Source organism: Lentibacillus saliphilus (assembly GCF_019093865.1).
Classification (GTDB): domain Bacteria; phylum Bacillota; class Bacilli; order Bacillales; family Amphibacillaceae; genus Lentibacillus_B; species Lentibacillus_B saliphilus.
This window is the reverse complement of sequence record NZ_JABJXD010000017.1, coordinates 1-19,493: the sequence shown is the minus strand read 5'-3', so window position 1 is coordinate 19,493 and position 19,493 is coordinate 1. Positions and strand designations below refer to the sequence as shown.

General features: G+C 43.3%; 18 protein-coding genes. 7 read left to right on the top strand and 11 right to left on the bottom strand.

Going from position 1 to position 19,493, the window contains the following annotated elements; translation table 11 throughout:
- The coding region (locus tag HPC67_RS15410; RefSeq protein WP_217589775.1) for a hypothetical protein at window positions 1-301 on the top strand (301 nt) is incomplete at its 5' end.
- Window positions 302-543: 242 nt separating this feature from the next.
- On the opposite strand, the gene HPC67_RS15405 is transcribed toward HPC67_RS15410, so the two are convergent.
- The 11 genes from HPC67_RS15405 to HPC67_RS15355 form a co-directional block, all read right to left on the bottom strand.
- Window positions 544-1,179: a response regulator gene (locus HPC67_RS15405; protein WP_217589773.1), complete on the bottom strand. Its 636-nt coding sequence runs from the start codon at window positions 1,177-1,179 to the stop codon at window positions 544-546.
- On the bottom strand, window positions 1,172-2,209 hold the full coding sequence (locus HPC67_RS15400; RefSeq protein WP_217589771.1) for a PAS domain-containing sensor histidine kinase: 1,038 nt from the start codon (window positions 2,207-2,209) through the stop codon (window positions 1,172-1,174). Before HPC67_RS15400 ends, HPC67_RS15405 begins: the two co-directional genes overlap by 8 nt.
- A 425-nt stretch (window positions 2,210-2,634) precedes the next feature.
- Window positions 2,635-4,044 (bottom strand): MBL fold metallo-hydrolase, encoded by a 1,410-nt coding sequence (locus HPC67_RS15395; RefSeq protein ID WP_217589769.1) that lies wholly within the window; start codon window positions 4,042-4,044, stop codon window positions 2,635-2,637.
- Window positions 4,045-4,066: 22 nt separating this feature from the next.
- Window positions 4,067-4,621, bottom strand: coding sequence for a helical membrane plugin domain-containing protein (locus HPC67_RS15390; protein WP_217589767.1), 555 nt, complete (start codon window positions 4,619-4,621; stop codon window positions 4,067-4,069).
- A gap of 32 nt (window positions 4,622-4,653) precedes the next feature.
- Window positions 4,654-5,850 (bottom strand): FAD/NAD(P)-binding oxidoreductase, encoded by a 1,197-nt coding sequence (locus HPC67_RS15385; RefSeq protein ID WP_217589765.1) that lies wholly within the window; start codon window positions 5,848-5,850, stop codon window positions 4,654-4,656.
- A gap of 300 nt (window positions 5,851-6,150) precedes the next feature.
- The gene (locus HPC67_RS15380) at window positions 6,151-6,474 is read right to left on the bottom strand and encodes a DUF3870 domain-containing protein (protein ID WP_217589763.1); all 324 of its coding nucleotides are present in this window, start codon (window positions 6,472-6,474) and stop codon (window positions 6,151-6,153) included.
- Between the two features lie 20 nt (window positions 6,475-6,494).
- On the bottom strand, window positions 6,495-7,259 hold the full coding sequence (locus tag HPC67_RS15375; protein WP_217589761.1) for an IclR family transcriptional regulator: 765 nt from the start codon (window positions 7,257-7,259) through the stop codon (window positions 6,495-6,497).
- Between the two features lie 89 nt (window positions 7,260-7,348).
- Window positions 7,349-8,521, bottom strand: a complete 1,173-nt coding sequence (locus HPC67_RS15370) for a saccharopine dehydrogenase family protein (protein WP_217589759.1) — start codon at window positions 8,519-8,521, stop codon at window positions 7,349-7,351.
- A 97-nt stretch (window positions 8,522-8,618) separates the two neighbouring features.
- Window positions 8,619-10,115: an aldehyde dehydrogenase family protein gene (locus HPC67_RS15365; RefSeq protein WP_217589757.1), complete on the bottom strand. Its 1,497-nt coding sequence runs from the start codon at window positions 10,113-10,115 to the stop codon at window positions 8,619-8,621.
- Between the two features lie 29 nt (window positions 10,116-10,144).
- Entirely contained in the window at window positions 10,145-11,818 is a 1,674-nt protein-coding gene (locus HPC67_RS15360; RefSeq protein WP_217589777.1) for a thiamine pyrophosphate-dependent enzyme, read from the bottom strand.
- Window positions 11,815-12,996 carry an aminotransferase class I/II-fold pyridoxal phosphate-dependent enzyme gene (locus HPC67_RS15355; protein ID WP_217589755.1) on the bottom strand — a complete coding sequence of 394 codons (1,182 nt, stop codon included), beginning with the start codon at window positions 12,994-12,996 and terminating at the stop codon, window positions 11,815-11,817. The genes HPC67_RS15360 and HPC67_RS15355 overlap by 4 nt, the downstream gene beginning before the upstream one ends.
- A gap of 209 nt (window positions 12,997-13,205) precedes the next feature.
- On the opposite strand from HPC67_RS15355, the gene kynU reads away from it, so the two are divergent.
- From kynU to HPC67_RS15325, 6 genes are all read left to right on the top strand, one after another.
- Window positions 13,206-14,477: a kynureninase gene (gene kynU / locus HPC67_RS15350; protein WP_217589753.1), complete on the top strand. Its 1,272-nt coding sequence runs from the start codon at window positions 13,206-13,208 to the stop codon at window positions 14,475-14,477.
- Entirely contained in the window at window positions 14,477-15,124 is a 648-nt protein-coding gene (gene kynB, locus HPC67_RS15345; protein WP_217589751.1) for an arylformamidase, read from the top strand. Before kynU ends, kynB begins: the two co-directional genes overlap by 1 nt.
- A complete protein-coding gene (kynA, locus tag HPC67_RS15340; protein WP_425514327.1) occupies window positions 15,111-15,956 on the top strand; it encodes a tryptophan 2,3-dioxygenase in 846 nt (281 codons plus the stop codon). The genes kynB and kynA overlap by 14 nt, the downstream gene beginning before the upstream one ends.
- A gap of 79 nt (window positions 15,957-16,035) precedes the next feature.
- On the top strand, window positions 16,036-17,388 hold the full coding sequence (locus tag HPC67_RS15335) for an FAD-dependent oxidoreductase (RefSeq protein ID WP_217589747.1): 1,353 nt from the start codon (window positions 16,036-16,038) through the stop codon (window positions 17,386-17,388).
- Between the two features lie 785 nt (window positions 17,389-18,173).
- Window positions 18,174-18,407, top strand: coding sequence for a hypothetical protein (locus HPC67_RS15330; RefSeq protein WP_217589745.1), 234 nt, complete (start codon window positions 18,174-18,176; stop codon window positions 18,405-18,407).
- A gap of 568 nt (window positions 18,408-18,975) precedes the next feature.
- On the top strand, window positions 18,976-19,209 hold the full coding sequence (locus HPC67_RS15325; protein WP_217589745.1) for a hypothetical protein: 234 nt from the start codon (window positions 18,976-18,978) through the stop codon (window positions 19,207-19,209).
- Window positions 19,210-19,493: the final 284 nt, after the last annotated feature.

Below are 19,493 nucleotides of genomic sequence, written 5' to 3'. Positions count from 1 at the left end.
GACACTTCCTTCTCAACCGTCTACGAGAGGCGGTCACGCACACGAGAAACGCATATATCCGGATCTAGCCGCATATATCATAATCCCCACACATATCTCACAAAGCGCGCGCATAAAAGCCAATCCTGACGCATATACCGCAAAAGTGCCGCATATGGCACATCCCCCACGCATAAAACGCGAACCAGCCGCATATCCACGCCCTCGTCTACGTACACACTCCGTTCAAAAGCAAGAAGGAAGTCGTCAACCATGGACACTTCCTTCTCAACCGTCTACGAGAGGCGATCCCACACACTAGAAACGCATATAACCGGACCTAGCCGCATATATCGCAATCCCCACGCATATCTCACAATGCGCGCGCATAAAAGCCAATCCTGACGCATATATCGCAAAAGTGCCGCATATGCCACATGCCCCACGCATAAAACACGAAACAGCCGCATATCCGCACCCTCGTCCACATACACACTCCGTTCAAAAGCAAGAAGGAAGTCGTCATCCATGGACACTTCCTTCCTCTCCCTCATTCACTCAAATTCACACATACAAATGATTCTTTATGCCATATTGAATGAGCTCTGATTTTTTTTCTAAGTTTAGCTTTTGCATGATGTTTGCTTTGTGGTTTTCAACGGTCTTGGGACTAATGAACAGCTTTTCTGAGATCTGTTTATTTGTATAGCCAAGAATGGTGAGCCTCACAATTTCTTGTTCTCTTAACGTTAACACAGACTGGCTTTTGTCGCCTTTTTCTGCAAACCACTTTGTTAATTGCGCCTCAGGCACATCAACACGGTAATAGCGTTCTCCCGAATGAACACGTGTGATCGCATCATACAGCTCCGGGCCTTGGCTATTTTTTAAAATATAGCCGTTCACTTGCACTTCAATGGCTTTTTGAATGTAGACGTCTTCTTCATGCATGGTGAGCAAAATGATTTTACAATCTTCAACGTCTTGAAAGATTTTCTGTGCTGCTGTAAACCCATCCAAGCCACCAGGCATCGAAATATCCATTAAAATAACATCTGGCTGTTCTTTTATTGCCAGCATCACAGCCTCTTCACCACTGCTTGCTTCGCCTACAATTTGAATATCCGTAAAGCTTTCTAATAACAGAACGATGCCTTTTCGAATCAACACATGATCATCAACAACCATGACATTAATCATCGGACTCTTCCTTCCATTTAGGAACCTCTACAAAAATAACCGTTCCCTTCGATTGCGTTGATTCAATTTTAAATGTACCGCCCAACTGATCAACGCGCTCTTCCATATGCTTTAAACCTAAGCCTTCTCCTGCGACCTCGTTTAAGTTAAAGCCTATACCATTATCCTCAATGGAGAGCGTCAAGCCCATATCATCCTTAAAGACTTTTATTTTTACATTCGTTGCGTTTGCATACTTAATAATATTGTGCAATGCTTCCTGAACGACACGATACAAATTAATTTCAACAAGTGGGTAACAACGGTCTATCACATTTGTGTTAAAATCAACATTCATCTGGTGATCGCTTTTTATTGTATTAACCAAGGACTGAATCGTTGCTACGAGTCCTAAGCGATCTAAGCTTAATGGTCTCAGCTGATAAGAATAAGCCTTCACATCAGACATAACTTTTTCTAGCTCCGAACGTACTTCCGTTAAATAAGCATCTAGGCGCGAATCACAAACATACGATTCAATGGCTTGTAATGCAACAGATATTGAGAATAACGATTGCCCCACACCATCGTGGAGTTCTTGGGCTAATCGTTTATGCTCGTCCTCTTTCGCTTCAATGAGCTTTTTGATCATGTGCTTCGATATACGCGCTTCTTCTTTTTGTTTGCGAATACTTTGATCACGAAGGACGAGCAAATATTCCTTTTCTCCCGTTTCTTGATCGTGATACATGAGTGCAGTACTCATTTCCACATCAAGGGTTTTGCCATGATATGTTGGCATTTCAGAAAGGAAATAAGGCTCTTCATTATTTTGCATCAAGTAGCATTGATTTTCATTCGGTTTGAGTGAACGGTTCTGGCAATACGAGCAATACGGAACATGTCCACCAAGCTGCCAGCCCGTCATCCGTTCTGCGGCTGGATTCATCAGCAATAATTCCCGAGATTGATTCATAATAATGATGCCATCTTGTATGTTTGAAAAGATTTTCTTTAAATACTGATCATGTAAAAAATATTCTTTACCCATTACATTTGTCTCTCCTTTATACAAAGGACTTGTCAATTCTCGGCTTAGCCAAAGCGTCTCTGACTCTAGTATATAAGAAAATCCGCTAACAACAAAGAGGTTGGGACATAACTTAAAGTTTTACTCAAAAGACGAACAATGCTCACCATTAGCTCCGGAAATATACGCAGACTCCTGCGGGAGGAAGGCATAGGTTAGACCCCACAGTGCGTTAGCAAGAGGAGGCTAACCAGCCGCCCGCGGAAAGCGAAGTATATTTCCGGAGCGGTCGTATTGTTCAGCTCTTCATTTGAGTAAACCTCTTTTGTCCCAGCCTCTCTTTTGCAATTAAATATGACTTTTATCAAACTAGCTTCTTCTCAAAAGACTTCCCACATAACGCAGAAGTACCTCTTCATGACGTTTGCCAACTCATTGCATAATCCTTAAACAGATGCAGGTGCGTGATTTGCCCAGGCGACATAGCCACCTTCCAGGCTTAATGGCTGTTCGATACCGTTCGCTTGGAGTATGCTCGTTCCAATTGCTGAACGGAAGCCTGTTTCACATTGGACGACGACTTGCTTATCGCTTGAAACCTCATTCAAACGATCCTGAAGTGTGCCGAGCATAATGTGCTTTGCACCAGCGATATGTCCATCATTGTATTCAGTTAAATTACGAACATCAATGACTTGCACCTTATCCTCTTCAATCATAGCGTGTAGCTCGTTAACAGTAACCGTTTCGTATGCTTCCAACGCATCGCTTTGATTTAAAATCGTTGCCACTTGTCCATAGCCAGCAAGGTTATCAATGCCAATCGAACGTAACGCAACGAGGATCTCATCTAAATCTGTTTCATCAATGAGCATGTAGAATGGCTGTTTATAATCGACAATCCAGCCCATCCAGTTTGTAAATGATTTATTAAACGGTACATTAATTGTTCCTTTTAAGTGACCTTTTGCAAACTCTTCAACATCTCTGGCATCAATAACAAGTGTGCCTTCAGCAATCAATGCTTCAACGTCCTTGACATCGGTCATGACAGAGAGCGCAGGGATATCTTTGATTAATTGAATGCCAACCTTATTAACATGCTTCATAACAGCGAAATATTTAGGTGGCTCTGGCTGGCCTTCTAGCAACGCATCAACAAATGATGCTTGATCATTAAATTGCATAGCCCAGTTAAAACGCTTCTCATAACCAACAGTGGAGGATGGAACGGCACCTAGTGCTTTACCACATGCACTGCCTGCGCCATGAGCTGGCCATACTTGTAAATGGTCAGGGAGTTGCTTGAAGCGTTCCACCGAATGGTACATGACCTTAGCACCCGTTTCAGACGTCCCTTCTATTCCAGCTGCTTTTTCTAAAAGATCAGGACGGCCAATGTCGCCTACAAATACGAAGTCGCCAGTGAAGATGCCCATCGGTTCATCCGCTACGCCACCTTTATCAGTCAGCAAGAATGAAATGCTTTCCGGCGTATGGCCTGGCGTATGCAAAACATCAAATACAAGATTACCAATCATAAAGGAATCGCCATCTTTTAACAACTGGTAGTTGAGATGGTCAATATTTTGATACTTCCAATCAGCATCACCTTCATCTGAAATGTACAGCTTCGTATCAAAACGGTCAGCAAGCTCTCTTGAACCTGATACAAAATCGGCATGGATATGCGTCTCTAACGCCCCTACAATCTTGAGCCCTTCTTCTTCAGCGGTTTCGATGTACGGTGCAATATTGCGCATTGGATCAACAACAACAGCCTCTCCCTTTGCCTGACATCCGACCAAATAAGATGCGTGTGCTAATTTCTCATCATAGTAATAACGTAATAACATGTTTCATGTCCCCTCTCACTCTTTATAATTTATGTTTTTCAGACAGCACATCAATGGTGGCCTGAACATAACGTAAGCCTTTTTGGATGTTTTCATCCTTGAGCCATTTCATAATTGTAAAAACCGTTATCGTAGATGTCTGTTGCTCTGCTTGTTCCTTAATATCGTCCTTTAATGCTTGAATGCGCGTCAAACTTTCTTTATAAGGTGCGACATACTCATTTAATGTTTCCATTACGTTTTGCACGGTTTGTTCATCACTCAGAACAGTTGCACCAAATTCAAGCATTTCTTCTAGTCTCGTTACAACATCAGCTAAAAGTGGTAGTTTTTCTAGTAATGTAACCAACGCATGTAATGTATCTTCATTTATATTTGTTAATTCAAGGTTAGATTCATATGCTTCATGGACACGCTTATCTTGTAGAACTGCTTCTCCAAAATCAACGGCATCTTTGACAGCTGTTAACGCCTGCTCAACCGCTGGTAAATTATGAATCAATTGTTCTATCGATTGTTGTATATCAGGATGATCTAAGTCTTTTGCATGTGTCGTGTTAGTTGCTGCAGATTCCATTGACCACACACCCCTTACCATCTGAATTCATATTACATCGTCCCCTTGAGCATGCCATTCCAATACATAACTGGCAAAAGATCTTTTTTAAGCACATACATGCTCTTACGTTCTTTACCTTGATCAAATGGCATTGACTCCTGTGGCCGTTTATCATAATCAAATTCTGCTAAAATCAGCTTGTTATAGCCTGTCACGACTGGACAGGATGTGTAGCCGTTGTAGGACGCCCCTAAAGGTTGCATCTTCATCAGAGCTAATATGTTTTGGGCGACTAACGGCGCTTGCTTTCGAATCGCAGCACCCGTTTTCGATGTCGGAAGGTTGCTGTTATCCCCTAAACCAAATATATTTTCATAGCGTACATGCTGTAACGTATGCTTATGGACATCCACCCAGCCATTCTCATCTGCTAGAGCACTTTCCTTAATAAAGGCTGGTGCCTGCATTGGCGGCGTGACATGAAGCATGTCATAATCGATGACCTTTTGTTCCTTCGTATCTAAATGCTCGAAGACAGCTTGTTTGTTTTCTCCACGTATTTCAATTAAGTTTGTTCGAAAACGGGTATCAATTTCTTTTCGTTCAACGACTTTTTCAAGCGCTGTCCGGTATTTATCAACATCAAAAATCGCCGGATTCGCTGAACCAAAAATAATTTGTGATGCATCTCTAACACCAGTCCGTGAAAAGTAATCCTCTGCCAAATACATTATTTTTTGTGGTGCGCCCCCACATTTAACTGGACTGTTCGGATGGGTAAATAACGCTGTACCCCCTTTAAAGGAACGAATAAGCTCCCACGTATAGCTGGCATATTCATATGCATAATTACTTGTCACACCATTTTTACCAATATTGTCTTTTAGGCCTTTTATGCCATCCCAATTAATTTCAATGCCTGCTGCAACGACGAGATAATCGTACGTAAGATCCTCGTTATTGGCCAGATGAACGCGATTGTCATCTGGTGAAAAACGAGTCACGTAATCCTGTACCCAATCTGCTCCATCAGGAATAACAGATTTCATAGGACGTCTAGTCGTCTCAACCTTGGCTGCACCTCCACCTACCAATGTCCATAACGGTTGGTAATCGTGATGCTCTGCCGGATCTATGATGGCGATCTCCTGTCGCAATGATGCTGAACCCCTCAACAACCTAGAAGTGACTGAGATTCCTGCTGTCCCACCACCAACAATGACAACTTTATAATGAGATTTTCCCATGATGCCTCTCCTCCCCTTATGTGTCTATCTTTTTATCTCAAACATCTTTAACACTATTGTTATGTTAATAATATTAGTAAGCGCTTTAATTTTGAATAGGGGAATCCCCCTATTCTTATCAGAAGGCATATAGGACTTTATTTGGGACGACAAAAAAGACAGGACGTAAGAGCACGAACTATCTTTTAGAGGAGAACTTATTTAACAGTACAGAATTTAGAATGAAAATCGCGGATCAAGTACGGGTGATGGTGCTTTAAGAAGGGTTTACAAGGCTTCAACAAAAAAAGAGATTGCTGCTTACCTCTTACGAATCTCTTGTTTATAGCTCTCATACTGTTTATATAAATCATTTAACGCTGACGCCAAGGCACCACCGGCTTTACCTAGATAATGCTGTTTCACCTCATTGACAGGATGCTCTATTCCATCCTCGAGGCTATATCCGCGCAAGAGCTGCTGGATATATGCGCGGCCGTGCTCGGTTGCTAACGTACAATTTGCCGCTACGATGACACCGTACCTTTTATCAATTTCAGCGGTAATCGTCAGCATGTCATACATACTTTTAGCCGCCATGCCTGATGGTAAGCGTGCATGCCCAGCAATAAAAATTGTGTTCATATGGATCTCCTCTTTTCTTTTTACGAGTGATTGAATCCGAGCTTCCTAGAAATGTGTTGAGCTGTCTGTTCTGTTTTAGCCTTAATTGTGACGAGACGTTCTCCTTTAAAATGATGTGTCAGACCACTAACTGCGAGGGCTGCGATGACGGTTCCATTATGATCTCGAATTGGGTAGGACACCCCAGTCGTATCAGCATCCTGTTCGTTAACGCTGAGTGCATAGCCTTGGTTTTGAATGTGTTTTAATTCTTGCTTAAGTACCGCTCTATCAATCGGTTGCTTTGAATGGATTGTTGTCAAATTAGATTGATCAAGAACGGCTTTTTGTTCCGCCTCAGGTAAAAATGCGAGAAGCATTTTGGGACCGGAGCCGACATGCAGTGGTAAGCTTTTTCCGATACGCGTATAAAGTCTTAGAGCACGGGTACTGTCCACTTTTTCAATATAAGTCGCTTCATGTTGATTCACAATGACGAGGTGCACAACTTCATTAATGTCTTGAGCAAGCTGCTCCATAAAAGGTAATGCCGTCTCTCGCAATCTCATATGAGTAGAAACGAGGGAACCGAGCTCCAACAGCTTTAGGCCAAGACGATACCGGCTATCATGATCATTTCGTTTTGTTTTAAAGACAACGTTATGTGCCTCGAGTGTCGTTAATAAGCGGTATGCCGTCGGCTTCGGCATGTTTGCGCGTTCAGCTATTTCCTTTAAGGTTAACTCTTTCGTTTCTTCATCAAACAGTTCTAGCAGCTTTAATGCTTTATGTACACTTTGATTCATACGACTCGTCCCCTCGAATGGCATTCTGTAAATTTAACGGCTGCTCTACAAACATCTATGTTTGCAGAACAGCCCAAATAGATGGCGTGCTATACGTTCAACGTTTCTTTATTTTGCTGTTCAAATTCTTTAATGACGACGCCACGTTTCTTCATTTCTTCGATGTAAATATCTCCAGGTACAACTTTCTCTGGTGGGTGAACACCTCGTGACACTATGTTGCCACGCCCAATCATCTGAGCAACGACCGATATCGTATTCGCAGTTGCACGTGCCATGGCAGTGACATTCGTCGCCCGGTCCTTCGTCGTCGTCATTTCATATGTGTATGTTGTCGGCTGTCCGTTTTTCTTACCAGACACTTCGACCCTTAAAAGGACAGCATCATCTTTATCTTTAAGATCAACAATCGGATCTAACGTCTTTAATAAAACCTGTCTCGGATTTATCATGTGGCCATTGACCTCAACCTCAAAATCGGTTCGAGTCAAGTTCAAATCAACAAGCAACTTAAACTTTTCTGCGTGACCTGGATACCGAATGGTCTTATACTCTAAAGTTTCAAGCTCTGGATAGGAGTGTGGCAAGGTCGATGTGCCACCTGACGTGTGAAAGGCTTCCAATGGTCCGAATCGCTCAAAGTGCAAGCGCTCGACTTCAGAAAGTGCCGGAACGTCTTGCTTTTTCCCATTTCTAATAATGAGACAAGGATCTGTATAGTGATCAAGTAGTCCCTCCATCGAAAAAACATGATTATATTCCAGTGGCGGCTCTGGCTTTATAGGTATACCGCCAACGAAGAGACGGATGGATTGTGTCTCATCAAGCTTCGACACACCATATCCCGATAAGATATTAATCATGCCAGGCGCAACCCCGAGATCGGGAATGATGGTCACACCCGTTGCTTCAGCATCCTCTTTCATCGCAAGTACTTGATCTGTAATATGACCGATGTGGCCCCCAAGATCGACTGAATGCACCCCGACCTGTACCGCTGTTCGGGCAACAATCTCATTAAATGAATAAAATAAAGCGTTAATAATGACATCGAATTGGCGCATATAGTTAGCCAGTTCAACTTCATCTCCAGCATTTACTTGATAGGCTTGTAGCTTAGGTGATGCGAGTTGTTGACAGACGTATTCGGCCCGATGTAAATCAATATCTGCCAAACCAACCATTGTGACGTCTGAGCTTGCAACAAGATCACGCGCGGCTTCTTTTCCCATGAGTCCTGATCCAAGTACACCTATTTTCATTCGACCACTCCTTCTACATGTATTGAACGATTTATCATTCAAAGTGAGGTATATAAGGGGAACGGTGACATCAATCGTTCCCCCCCTCCCTTACTAATTACTCAACATCAATTTGGGCGCGTTGTAGTTTACCACTATAGTCAACATAGACGGCTTTCCACTCGGTAAACACATCCAACGCCTGGACGCCTGAATCACGGTGCCCATTTCCTGTACCCTTCGTTCCGCCAAATGGCAAATGAATTTCTGCACCTGTCGTGCCAGCATTTACATATACAATGCCTGTATCAAGGTCACGCTGTGCTCTAAACACACGATTTACATCAGCTGTAAAGATAGAGCTTGATAAGCCATACGTAACGCCGTTATTCACTTCAATTGCTTCTTCAAAGGTGTCGACAGGAATAAGTGAGACAACTGGTCCGAAGATTTCTTCCTGAGAAATACGCATCGTTGGCGTTGCATCGGTAAACAATGTTGGTGCAAAATAATAACCGTCTTGCAGCTCATCATCGGTCAATTCATAACCACCAGCGAGCAGCTTTGCCCCTTCATTCTTCCCAATCTCAATATAGCTTTTAATTTTATCAAGACCCGCTTTATTAATAATCGGACCAACTTTATTCGTTTCATCAAGTCCGTTCCCAATTGATAGCTCTTTCATTTTGTTAAGAAGTTTTTCTTCGAGCTCGGCTTTTACAGATTGATGAACGATCACACGACTCGCAGCTGTGCAGCGTTGGCCACTCGTGCCGAATGCACTCCAAACAATACCGTCTGCTGCCAAGTCAAGATCCGCATCATCCATGACGATCACTGCGTTTTTACCGCCCATTTCTAAAGATACCTTTTTCAATTGTTGTCCACATTTTGCCGCAATGCCGCGTCCGGTATCATTAGAACCAGTAAAGGAAATCACCCGAATGTCCTCGTGATTCACCATCGCCTCACCAACGGTTGAACCAGATCCAAAGACGACATTGACAACGCCTGCTGGTAAACCAGCTTCTTCAAAAATCTTTGCCAATTCATAAGCCATAATCGGCGTTTCTGTCGCCGGCTTCCAAACGACGGCATTACCCGCGACAATTGCCGGGAATGACTTCCACGTGGCGATAGCAATTGGGAAATTCCACGGTGTAATGATGCCGACAACACCGACTGGCGAACGGACACTCATAGCAAATTTATTATCCAGTTCTGCTGGTGTCGTATGTCCAAACAGACGTCGACCTTCTCCGGCCATATAATATGCCATATCAATGCCTTCCTGTACTTCGCCTCTCGCTTCTTCTAGCACTTTTCCATTTTCCATCGTTAACAGCTGTGACAAACGCTCTTTACGATCCTTCATAATCTGCCCGACACGATACAGAACCTCTGCACGCTGTGGTGCTGGAACACGTGCCCATTGCTTTTGAGCACGCTTAGCAATGCCCACCGCTTCATTAACGTCATCTGCTGTCGATAGCGGAACATGAACGACCTCTTCGCCTGTTGCCGGATTAATAACAGACGTTGTTTCGTCGGCTGCCCGCCATTTTCCATCGATAAAATTCTCCAATTGCTTCACGTGTAATAATGTTTGTGTCATAACATACCCCTCCTGAGAAAATTTTTATTTTAAAGTTTGTCACTTAATGACTGTGAACGTATTTGCGAAATTGTCGAACGGAGTGAAATCTGTTCAACATCGGTTATCACTTCGATGACGACAGGTCCTGATTCCCGAAGCGCCCAGGCCAATGCGTCCGAAAAGGCATCGGCTGAATCGACTGTCGTCCCTTGCGCACCAACACTTTTTGCTAAGTCGGCAAATGATATGTGTCCTAAATCAGTTGCTATGACACGTGCTGGATAATGCATTTCCTGATGCATGCGAATGGTTCCATAAGACCGGTTATTAACGACAATGCTAATGACTGGAACACCATAGCGGACCGCTGTTTCAAGCTCATTCGCTGTCATCATAAAGCCGCCATCACCAGAAAGCGATACAACTGTCTTGTTAGGATGTGCGAACTTTACACCGATTGCTGCTGGCAGTCCGTAGCCCATTGCACCGGATGTTGGTCCGACGTACGTATGGGGCTCTGTAAATTGATAGAAGGCATGCAACCATCCCGCAAAATTTCCCGCATCATTTGTTAACACAGCATCTGTCGGCAATTGACGCTGAAGTGCATCAATCACTGCTGACATCATATCTGTGCTTCGATCGTCATCATTAAGGGTCAACGTTTGTTCATACATCGTGCGCCGGTATGCCGCCCATTTCTCCCACGCATGTGTAGGACAGTCGATATGCTGCAGTGCCTTTAAGGCTTCATCGGCAGAAGCCACAATCCCAATGTGAGGATGGAAGCATTTCCCGAGTACATCGTCGTCAATGTCGATGTGGATCAATTGCTGGTCAGCGGTTAATAAATTATAATCCTGTGTCGTTACTTCTGATAACCGAGTACCGATTGCCAAAACGGTATCCGCCTGACGTACCGTATCTTTTATCGCTTGATGAGTGCCTAAGCCAAGATGTCCGACGTAATAAGGTTGATCGTTTGGATAAACGTCATGACGCCGGAATGCTACCAAAACAGGGATACGGGTCTCATCAACAAACGCCTTGAGCGCCTTTTCTGCCTGAGCGCTTTTCACGCCACCTCCTGCAATGATAACAGGGCGTTTTGACTTCTGAAGCAGTGCTTCTACCCGCTTAATTTCCGATTGTCCTGGCGCTGGTGCTGGTTTCACAACCGGTTGAAACAGAGGAGCTGGTATTTCAATAGGGAGAACATCCTCTGGTAAAGATACAACAACCGGTCCCGGCCGACCTGTTTGCGCAATCCAGAAAGCCCTTTGAATAATTTCTGGCATGCGTTCAGCCCGTGTCACTTCGACTGCCCATTTACTGATCGGTTGAAAAAATTGCTCTAAATCAACCTCTTGAAAGCCTTCTCTGCCACGAAATCCGCTGTGAACCTGCCCTAACAAAACGACCATCGGAGTGGAATCCTGATAAGCCGTATGAACCCCAATTGATAAATTCGCCGCTCCTACACCTCTTGTTGCTAAAACAACGCCTGGTTTCCCGCTTGCCTTGGCATAGCCTTCAGCCATAAATGCTGCTCCGCCCTCGTGTCGAGCTGATATGACATTGATTGAAGCAGCATCATACAAAGCATCCAGCACGGGTAAATAGCTTTCACCAGGCACACAAAACACGTGATCAATGCCCTCAGCTTCAATACCAGAAACGATCGCTTGGGCTGCCGTAACTGTTTTCACTTTCGTATTCAGCTTATGCCACCCCTTTCAAAGTCAAGTTCGTGGAGACGGTTGGCAACTTCTTGCAACCGCTCTTCCCCTACCGTAAGCGCCACTCTTACAAAACCTTCTCCTGAAGGTCCAAAGGCCACACCGGGTGTCACAATCACACCAGCATGTTCAAGTAAATAGTCCGCAAACTGAGCAGATGTAAAGCCTTCTGGAATTTGACTCCAAATAAAAATGGTTCCCCTTGGCTTTGCTGCTTTTAAACCGACATTGTGCAATGCTTGATGCATCATTTCCATGCGCTTCTCATAAATCGCATTATGCGTCTGAACATCATTCAAATCGCTCGTTAATGCTTTGGCAGCGGCTCGTTGGATCGGTAAAAACTGACTCGTATCAATATTGCTCTTTAACGTTGACAACGCCTTGATTAATGTTCGATTGCCGACAACATAACCGATTCGCCACCCCGTCATACTGAAGCCCTTTGACAATGATCCAAATTCTACTGCATAGTCTTTAGCCCGAGGCACTTGCATCATGCTCGGTGCCTTGTAACCTGCAAAGGTGACTAAATCATAAGCAGCATCATGGGCAATCATTAAATGATTCTGTTCCGCAAATGTAATCGCTTCCACAAAAGTCGACAAATTAACGGTAGCAGCTGTTGGATTGCTGGGATAATTTAAGAGCATTAACTTCGCTTGATTAATAGCGGCTTGATCAACTTGATCATACATCGGTACATAGTTGCCTGTTACATCAAGTGGTAAATCCACAACTGTTCCACCAGCAAGATGAACCCCCGTCCTGTACACCGGATAACCTGGATCTGGTACTAATACACAATCACCCGGATCTATAACGGCCTGAAGCAAATGCGCAATCCCTTCCTTTGATCCAATCAATGTCAGTATTTCTGTCTCAGGATCAAGTTGAACATTGTATTGACGCTCATAATATTGAGCAACAGCCTCCCGAAAAACGCGGTCACCTTGATATGTTGAATAACCGTGATTACATTCATCACGCGCTTCTTTTATCAAGTGTTCAACAATAAACGCCGGCGTCGGCAAATCAGGTGAACCAATACCGAGATCAATGACATCCACCCCACTTGCCTTTAAAGCTTCCTTTCGTTTTTGAAGCTTCGAAAATAAATATGGCGGCAGCTGGCTGATCCTGCGCGAAACAAGCGACATGTACACCCTCCCGTTTCATTATTAGAAATGTCATTTCATTCAAACAACTCAAGTATAAGTGATTATTTTTTATTTAGCAACATATCTGTGAACGAATCAGACAAATGTCCTACACAATGACTTTATGTTTTTGTAACCACTTTCATCACAAAACAGCGAATTATTGTTAGAATGTAAATGATGTGACTTTAGCGAAAGGACGTGTTTTTATGAATATAGACCGAACGTATGCTAAGCAAATGGATGACAAGGATATGCTCAAACATTTTCGCCAAGAGTTTTATTTACCTAATGATGCCATTTACTTGGATGGCAATTCTCTCGGACTATTATCAAAACGAGCTGAGCAATCTGTTGAACATATGGTGAACACTTGGAAAACGTATGCCATTGACGGCTGGGGTTCTGGCGAAGATCCGTGGTTTTATTTATCTGAAAAACTCGGTGCTCTAAGTGCCCCTCTTATTGGCGCACACGCGGCAGAGGTCATCGCAACAGGCTCCACAACGACCAATCTTCATCAGCTCGTCGCAACATTTTTTAAACCTGAAAAGAAGCGCAATAAAATTCTGGCTGATGAATTAAATTTCCCGTCCGACATATACGCCTTACAAAGTCAATTACAGCTTAAAGGGCTCGACCCTGACACCCATCTCGTCCAAGTGCCGAGTGCTGACCAACATACGTTACAAACAGGCGATATCATCGAACAGATGACCGACGACATTGCTCTAATCGTTTTGCCTTCTGTGTTGTATAGAAGCGGCCAAATTCTCGATATGAAGACATTAACAGCAGCCGCTCATGAACGTGGCATCTTAATCGGCTTTGACCTATGCCATTCAATTGGAGCCATTCCCCATCACCTCTCCAATTGGGACGTTGATTTCGCGTTTTGGTGCACGTATAAACATTTGAATGGTGGACCAGGTAGTGTCGGCGGGCTGTATGTGAATGAGAAGCACTTTAACAAGCGACCGGGGTTATCCGGCTGGTTCGGCTCTGACAAAGAAAAGCAGTTCGACATGGCCCATACATTTACTCCAGCAGCTCATGCCGGCGCATTTCAAATTGGAACACCGCACATTTTGAGTGCCGCACCTTTACTCGGAGCACTGGAGATGTTTTCTGAAGCGGGGATTGAAGCCATACGGGAAAAGTCACTTCATCTCACAGACTATCTTATGAACCTGATCGATCAAGAGCTTCGTGACGACGGTTTTACGATCGCCAACCCTAAAGCGGATCATGAACGCGGGGCGCATATCTTTCTTGAGCATCCGGAAGCCGCCCGTATATGTAAAGCGCTAAAGCAAGACGGTGTTATTCCAGATTACCGAGAGCCCAATGGTATTCGTCTGGCTCCTGTTGCACTTTATAATACGTTTGACGACGTTTGGACAACAGTCACTATTTTAAAACGTATTATGCGCGAACAGCGTTACTTACAATTTGAAAACAAACGAGGAGTGATCGCCTGATGACACAGTGGATTGATATTTCACAGCCTCTTTCAAATGACATTGCACATTGGCCTGGAGACACACCATTCCATTATGAAACGACCTATTCAAAATCTCATACAGGTTCGGTCAACATCGGCCAAATAACGACAAGCTTACACTGTGGTACTCACGTCGATGCACCGTTCCACTTTGATAATGACGGCGCGACAATCGATCAACTAGATATTAACCTGTACATCGGTCGTGCGAAGGTTATCGATGTGAGCCAATATGATCCGATTACACCAGATGCGCTTACAGAGGTTGACCTTTCTTGTGTTGAACGGGTGCTTTTTCGTACTGCGCTGCCTAATAATCCACACCGTTTTCCAGAGCACATGCCAACGTTTGATCCTGCACTCGCATCGTTTTTAAAGGATCAAGGCATTCGATTATTCGGTATTGATATGCCTTCAGTCGATCCTGTCGATAGCAAGACACTTGATATGCATCATGCCTTATATGACCATGATATTGTCATCTTGGAAAATCTTATGCTGGATCATGTCCATCCTGGCAATTATGAACTGATCGCACTCCCGCTCTCTATCGTTGGCGCTGACGGAAGCCCAGTTCGAGCGGTCATTAAACCACTAGGAAATGAAGGTGATGTCAATGGTTAAAGAAAACACTTTTCAATCAGAAACCGATATCCATACCGATTTCAAAGACAAAATGACGTATGGAGACTATCTTGGACTTGAGCGCCTATTATCGAGTCAAAAGCCATTATCGGGACACCATGATGAAATGCTCTTTATCGTAATTCATCAAGTGAGTGAGCTTTGGCTCAAGCTCATCATTCATGAAATTCAAGGTGCGATCGAAGCGATTCAGAAAGGCGAACTTAAAGCCTCCTTTAAAATGCTTGCCCGCGTCTCTAAAATACAAGCACAAATGATTCAAGCTTGGGATGTATTATCAACGCTCACTCCGAGTGAATATATGGAATTTCGAGATGACCTTGGACAAGCATCTGGTTTTCAATCATATCAATATCGACTAGTCGAGTTCGTACTCGGCTATAAAACCCCATTTATTCTTAAAATCTATGAAAATGATTCGAATGTGCATGCTACCCTACAAGACGCCTACCATGCACCAGGCTTGTATGATGCATCCATCACCGCTCTACACGAAGCAGGCTTTCACATTAACAAAGACGTGCTTGAGCGTGATATGTCCGAAACGTACATTGCGGATGATACCGTTTTAGCTGCGTGGAAAGCGGTGTACAGTGACGTTGAGGTGTACTGGGATTTATATGAGCTTGCTGAAAAGCTCGTCGACATTGAGGATTCGTTCCAGCAGTGGCGGTTCAGGCACATGAAAACCGTTGAGCGCATTATTGGGCATAAAAAAGGCACAGGTGGCTCACCAGGGGTCGGTTATTTAAAGAAAGTACTAGAGCATTCCTTTTTCCCAGAGCTGTGGACGATTCGGACAGAGCTTTAATTGTGGTAATCGCGGTTGTTTTCCCGTGATCAAAAAAGGGAACAGTATGAGTAGACTTTAACTTGGAGGGGGCGTAAGAATGGCACATACAATTGTCATCGTTGGCGCGATTGCAGGTGGTGCAACAACTGCTGCACAGCTACGGCGCATGAATGACTCATACAGGATTATCATGATCGATCAAAATGATGCGGTCGCCGTATCAACATGTGGCTTGCCTTATTACGTTGGCAACGTCATTGGAGATCGAGATGAGCTTTATATGGATGCCGAGCAATTTTCTAAGACCTATGATGTAGATGTTTGGACAAACACAGAAGTGATTGATATCCAATCAGAAGATCGCACGATTACATATCAATCATCTGATGGCACTGAGACGTTATCGTATGATAAGCTCGTTCTGTCACCAGGAGCTTCTGCGGTAGTACCTGAATTACCAGGGTTGAACGAAGCCCGGACCTTTACCCTTCATGATTTACACGATATGGACCGCATTAAACAGTATATTCATAAAGAAAACCCAGAACACGCTGTGATTGTCGGTGCTGGATTTGTTGGTCTTGAGACGGCCGAAAACCTCGTTGCAGCTGGAATCAATTGCACGCTTATCGATCGGTCCGCTTCTGTTTTGAAACTGGTCGATCCTGATATGGGCAATCTTATTCAAGCACATCTCGAGGAAAAGGGGATTCATGTCATTCTTGAGGATGGCGTTGCGTCCTTTTCCGATAAAGGGCAAACAATTCACTTGAACAGTGGTCACCACATTAAAACAGATATGACCATTCTAGCAGTCGGAATTAAACCAAATACGAAGCTCGCTCAACAGGCGGGACTTACCATCGGCACGACAGGTGCGATCCAAACAAATGCTTTCATGCAGACAAATGACCGTAATATTTATGCGATTGGCGATGCCGTAGAAACGACTGACGCTAAGACGGGCACGCCACGACACGTCGCCCTTGCCGCACTCGCACACCGTCAGGCATATATCGTTGCATGTCACATTGCTGAGCAACCCGTTCAATATAACGGTACAATCGGGACTGCCATTTTGAAAATATTCGACATTGATGCAGGTGCAGCCGGACTCAATAGCGCAGCGCTTGATACACTAAATAAACCCTATGTAACAGCGACATTAGATGCACGTTCTCATGCTGGCTACTATCCAGGTGCTGAGCCTTTATCCATTAAGATCATTTTTGATGCATCCGACGGAACATTGTACGGCGGACAGGTCGTTGGCCGAGACGGTGTCGACAAAAGGCTCGCAGTTCTCGCCACTGCCATTAAAGGAAACATGACCGTCACAGATCTTACTGAACTTGAGCTCGGCTATGCCCCACCCTTTTCAGCACCAAAGGATCCACTAAACATCATCGGGTATAAAGCACAAGCGATGCTTTCTCGAGTTGGCCGATAAACCTCGAAAAAAAAAGTAGTGGTGGCGCGCCTATGCGTGCGGGTAAACGCATATATTCAATTCAAGCCGCATATTTGCTGTCTCGAACGCATATCTCGCTAAACGCACGCATATATGATTGTTACGACGCATATATCAATATAGTGACGCATATCCAATTTCCCAGCCGCATAAAGTCAGGAACAGCCGCATATCCATCTATCCTCTTTAAAAATCAAGGTGGAAGTCGTCAAAATGGGGACACTTCCACCCTAGCTTTTCTCTAAAAACACCTTACTTCCACTTCCCCACACGCGCAAACGCATATATTCAATTCAGGCCGCATATTTGCTATCTCGAACGCATATATCGCTAAACGCACGCATATATGATTTTTTCGACGCATATATCAAAATAGTAACGCATATCCTGTTTTCCAGCCGCATAGAGTCAGGAACGGCCGCATATCCAATTATCCTATATAAAAATCAAGGTGGAAGTCGTCAAAATGGGGACACTTCCACCTTAGCTTTTCTCTAAAGACACCTTACTTCCACTTCCCCACACGCGCAAACGGATATATCATAAAGCAATCGCATATGCACCACTCCAGCCTCATAAAACTAAAATATAGATCAAACCCAAGTTGACTTGTTTATTAATTTATTTTAATCTTAAATAAATATATTTTTCAAATGAATGGTGACGTATTGGAAAATACAATTATATTTTTTTGTTCTTTTTATGAGCGTCAATATCAAGTAATATCTTTTTGGAAATTAATATATACAATAGAAGGGGAAATTATGGATAAAACAAAATTAAGCGTTTATTTTTTCTTAATGGCTACTATTCTCTATGCAACTAGATTTATCTCTGCTTCTATCGGATTAACAACCTCAAAAGTATGGAGTGAAGATGAATTTGTTAGTTATTTATCGGACATTCCAGATAGCTTGATGTTTGTCACTCTAACTACATTAGGTATTGGACTTATTCTTTTTGGTTGGGGAGTAATAGAAAACATCAAAAATAAGTAAACTTAAAAAGAGTTGATTTAGATTATCCCACTCCCGTTCATCGTAAAAACAGCAACGGTGGCGCGCCTATGCGTGCGCGTAAACGCATATATTCAATTCAGGCCGCATATTTGCTATCTCGAACGCATATATCGCTAAACGCACGCATATATGATTTTTTCGACGCATATATCAAAATAGTAACGCATATCCTGTTTTCCAGCCGCATAGAGTCAGGAACGGCCGCATATCCAATTATCCTATATAAAAATCAAGGTGGAAGTCGTCAAAATGGGGACACTTCCACCTTAGCTTTTCTCTAAAGACACCTTACTTCCACTTCCCCACACGCGCAAACGGATATATCATAAAGCAATCGCATATGCACCACTCCAGCCTCATAAAACTAAAATATAGATCAAACCCAAGTTGACTTGTTTATTAATTTATTTTAATCTTAAATAAATATATTTTTCAAATGAATGGTGACGTATTGGAAAATACAATTATATTTTTTTGTTCTTTTTATGAGCGTCAATATCAAGTAATATCTTTTTGGAAATTAATATATACAATAGAAGGGGAAATTATGGATAAAACAAAATTAAGCGTTTATTTTTTCTTAATGGCTACTATTCTCTATGCAACTAGATTTATCTCTGCTTCTATCGGATTAACAACCTCAAAAGTATGGAGTGAAGATGAATTTGTTAGTTATTTATCGGACATTCCAGATAGCTTGATGTTTGTCACTCTAACTACATTAGGTATTGGACTTATTCTTTTTGGTTGGGGAGTAATAGAAAACATCAAAAATAAGTAAACTTAAAAAGAGTTGATTTAGATTATCCCACTCCCGTTCATCGTAAAAACAGCAACGGTGGCGCGCCTATGCGTGCGCGTAAACGCATATATTCAATTCAGGCCGCATATTTGCTGTCTCGAACGCATATATCGCTAAACGCACGCATATATGATTTTTCCAACGCATATACCAAAATAGTAACGCATATCCAATTTCCCAGCCGCATAAAGTCAGGAACGGCCGTATATCCAATTATCCTCTATACCAGTAAGGTGGAAGTCGTCAAAATGGGGACACTTCCA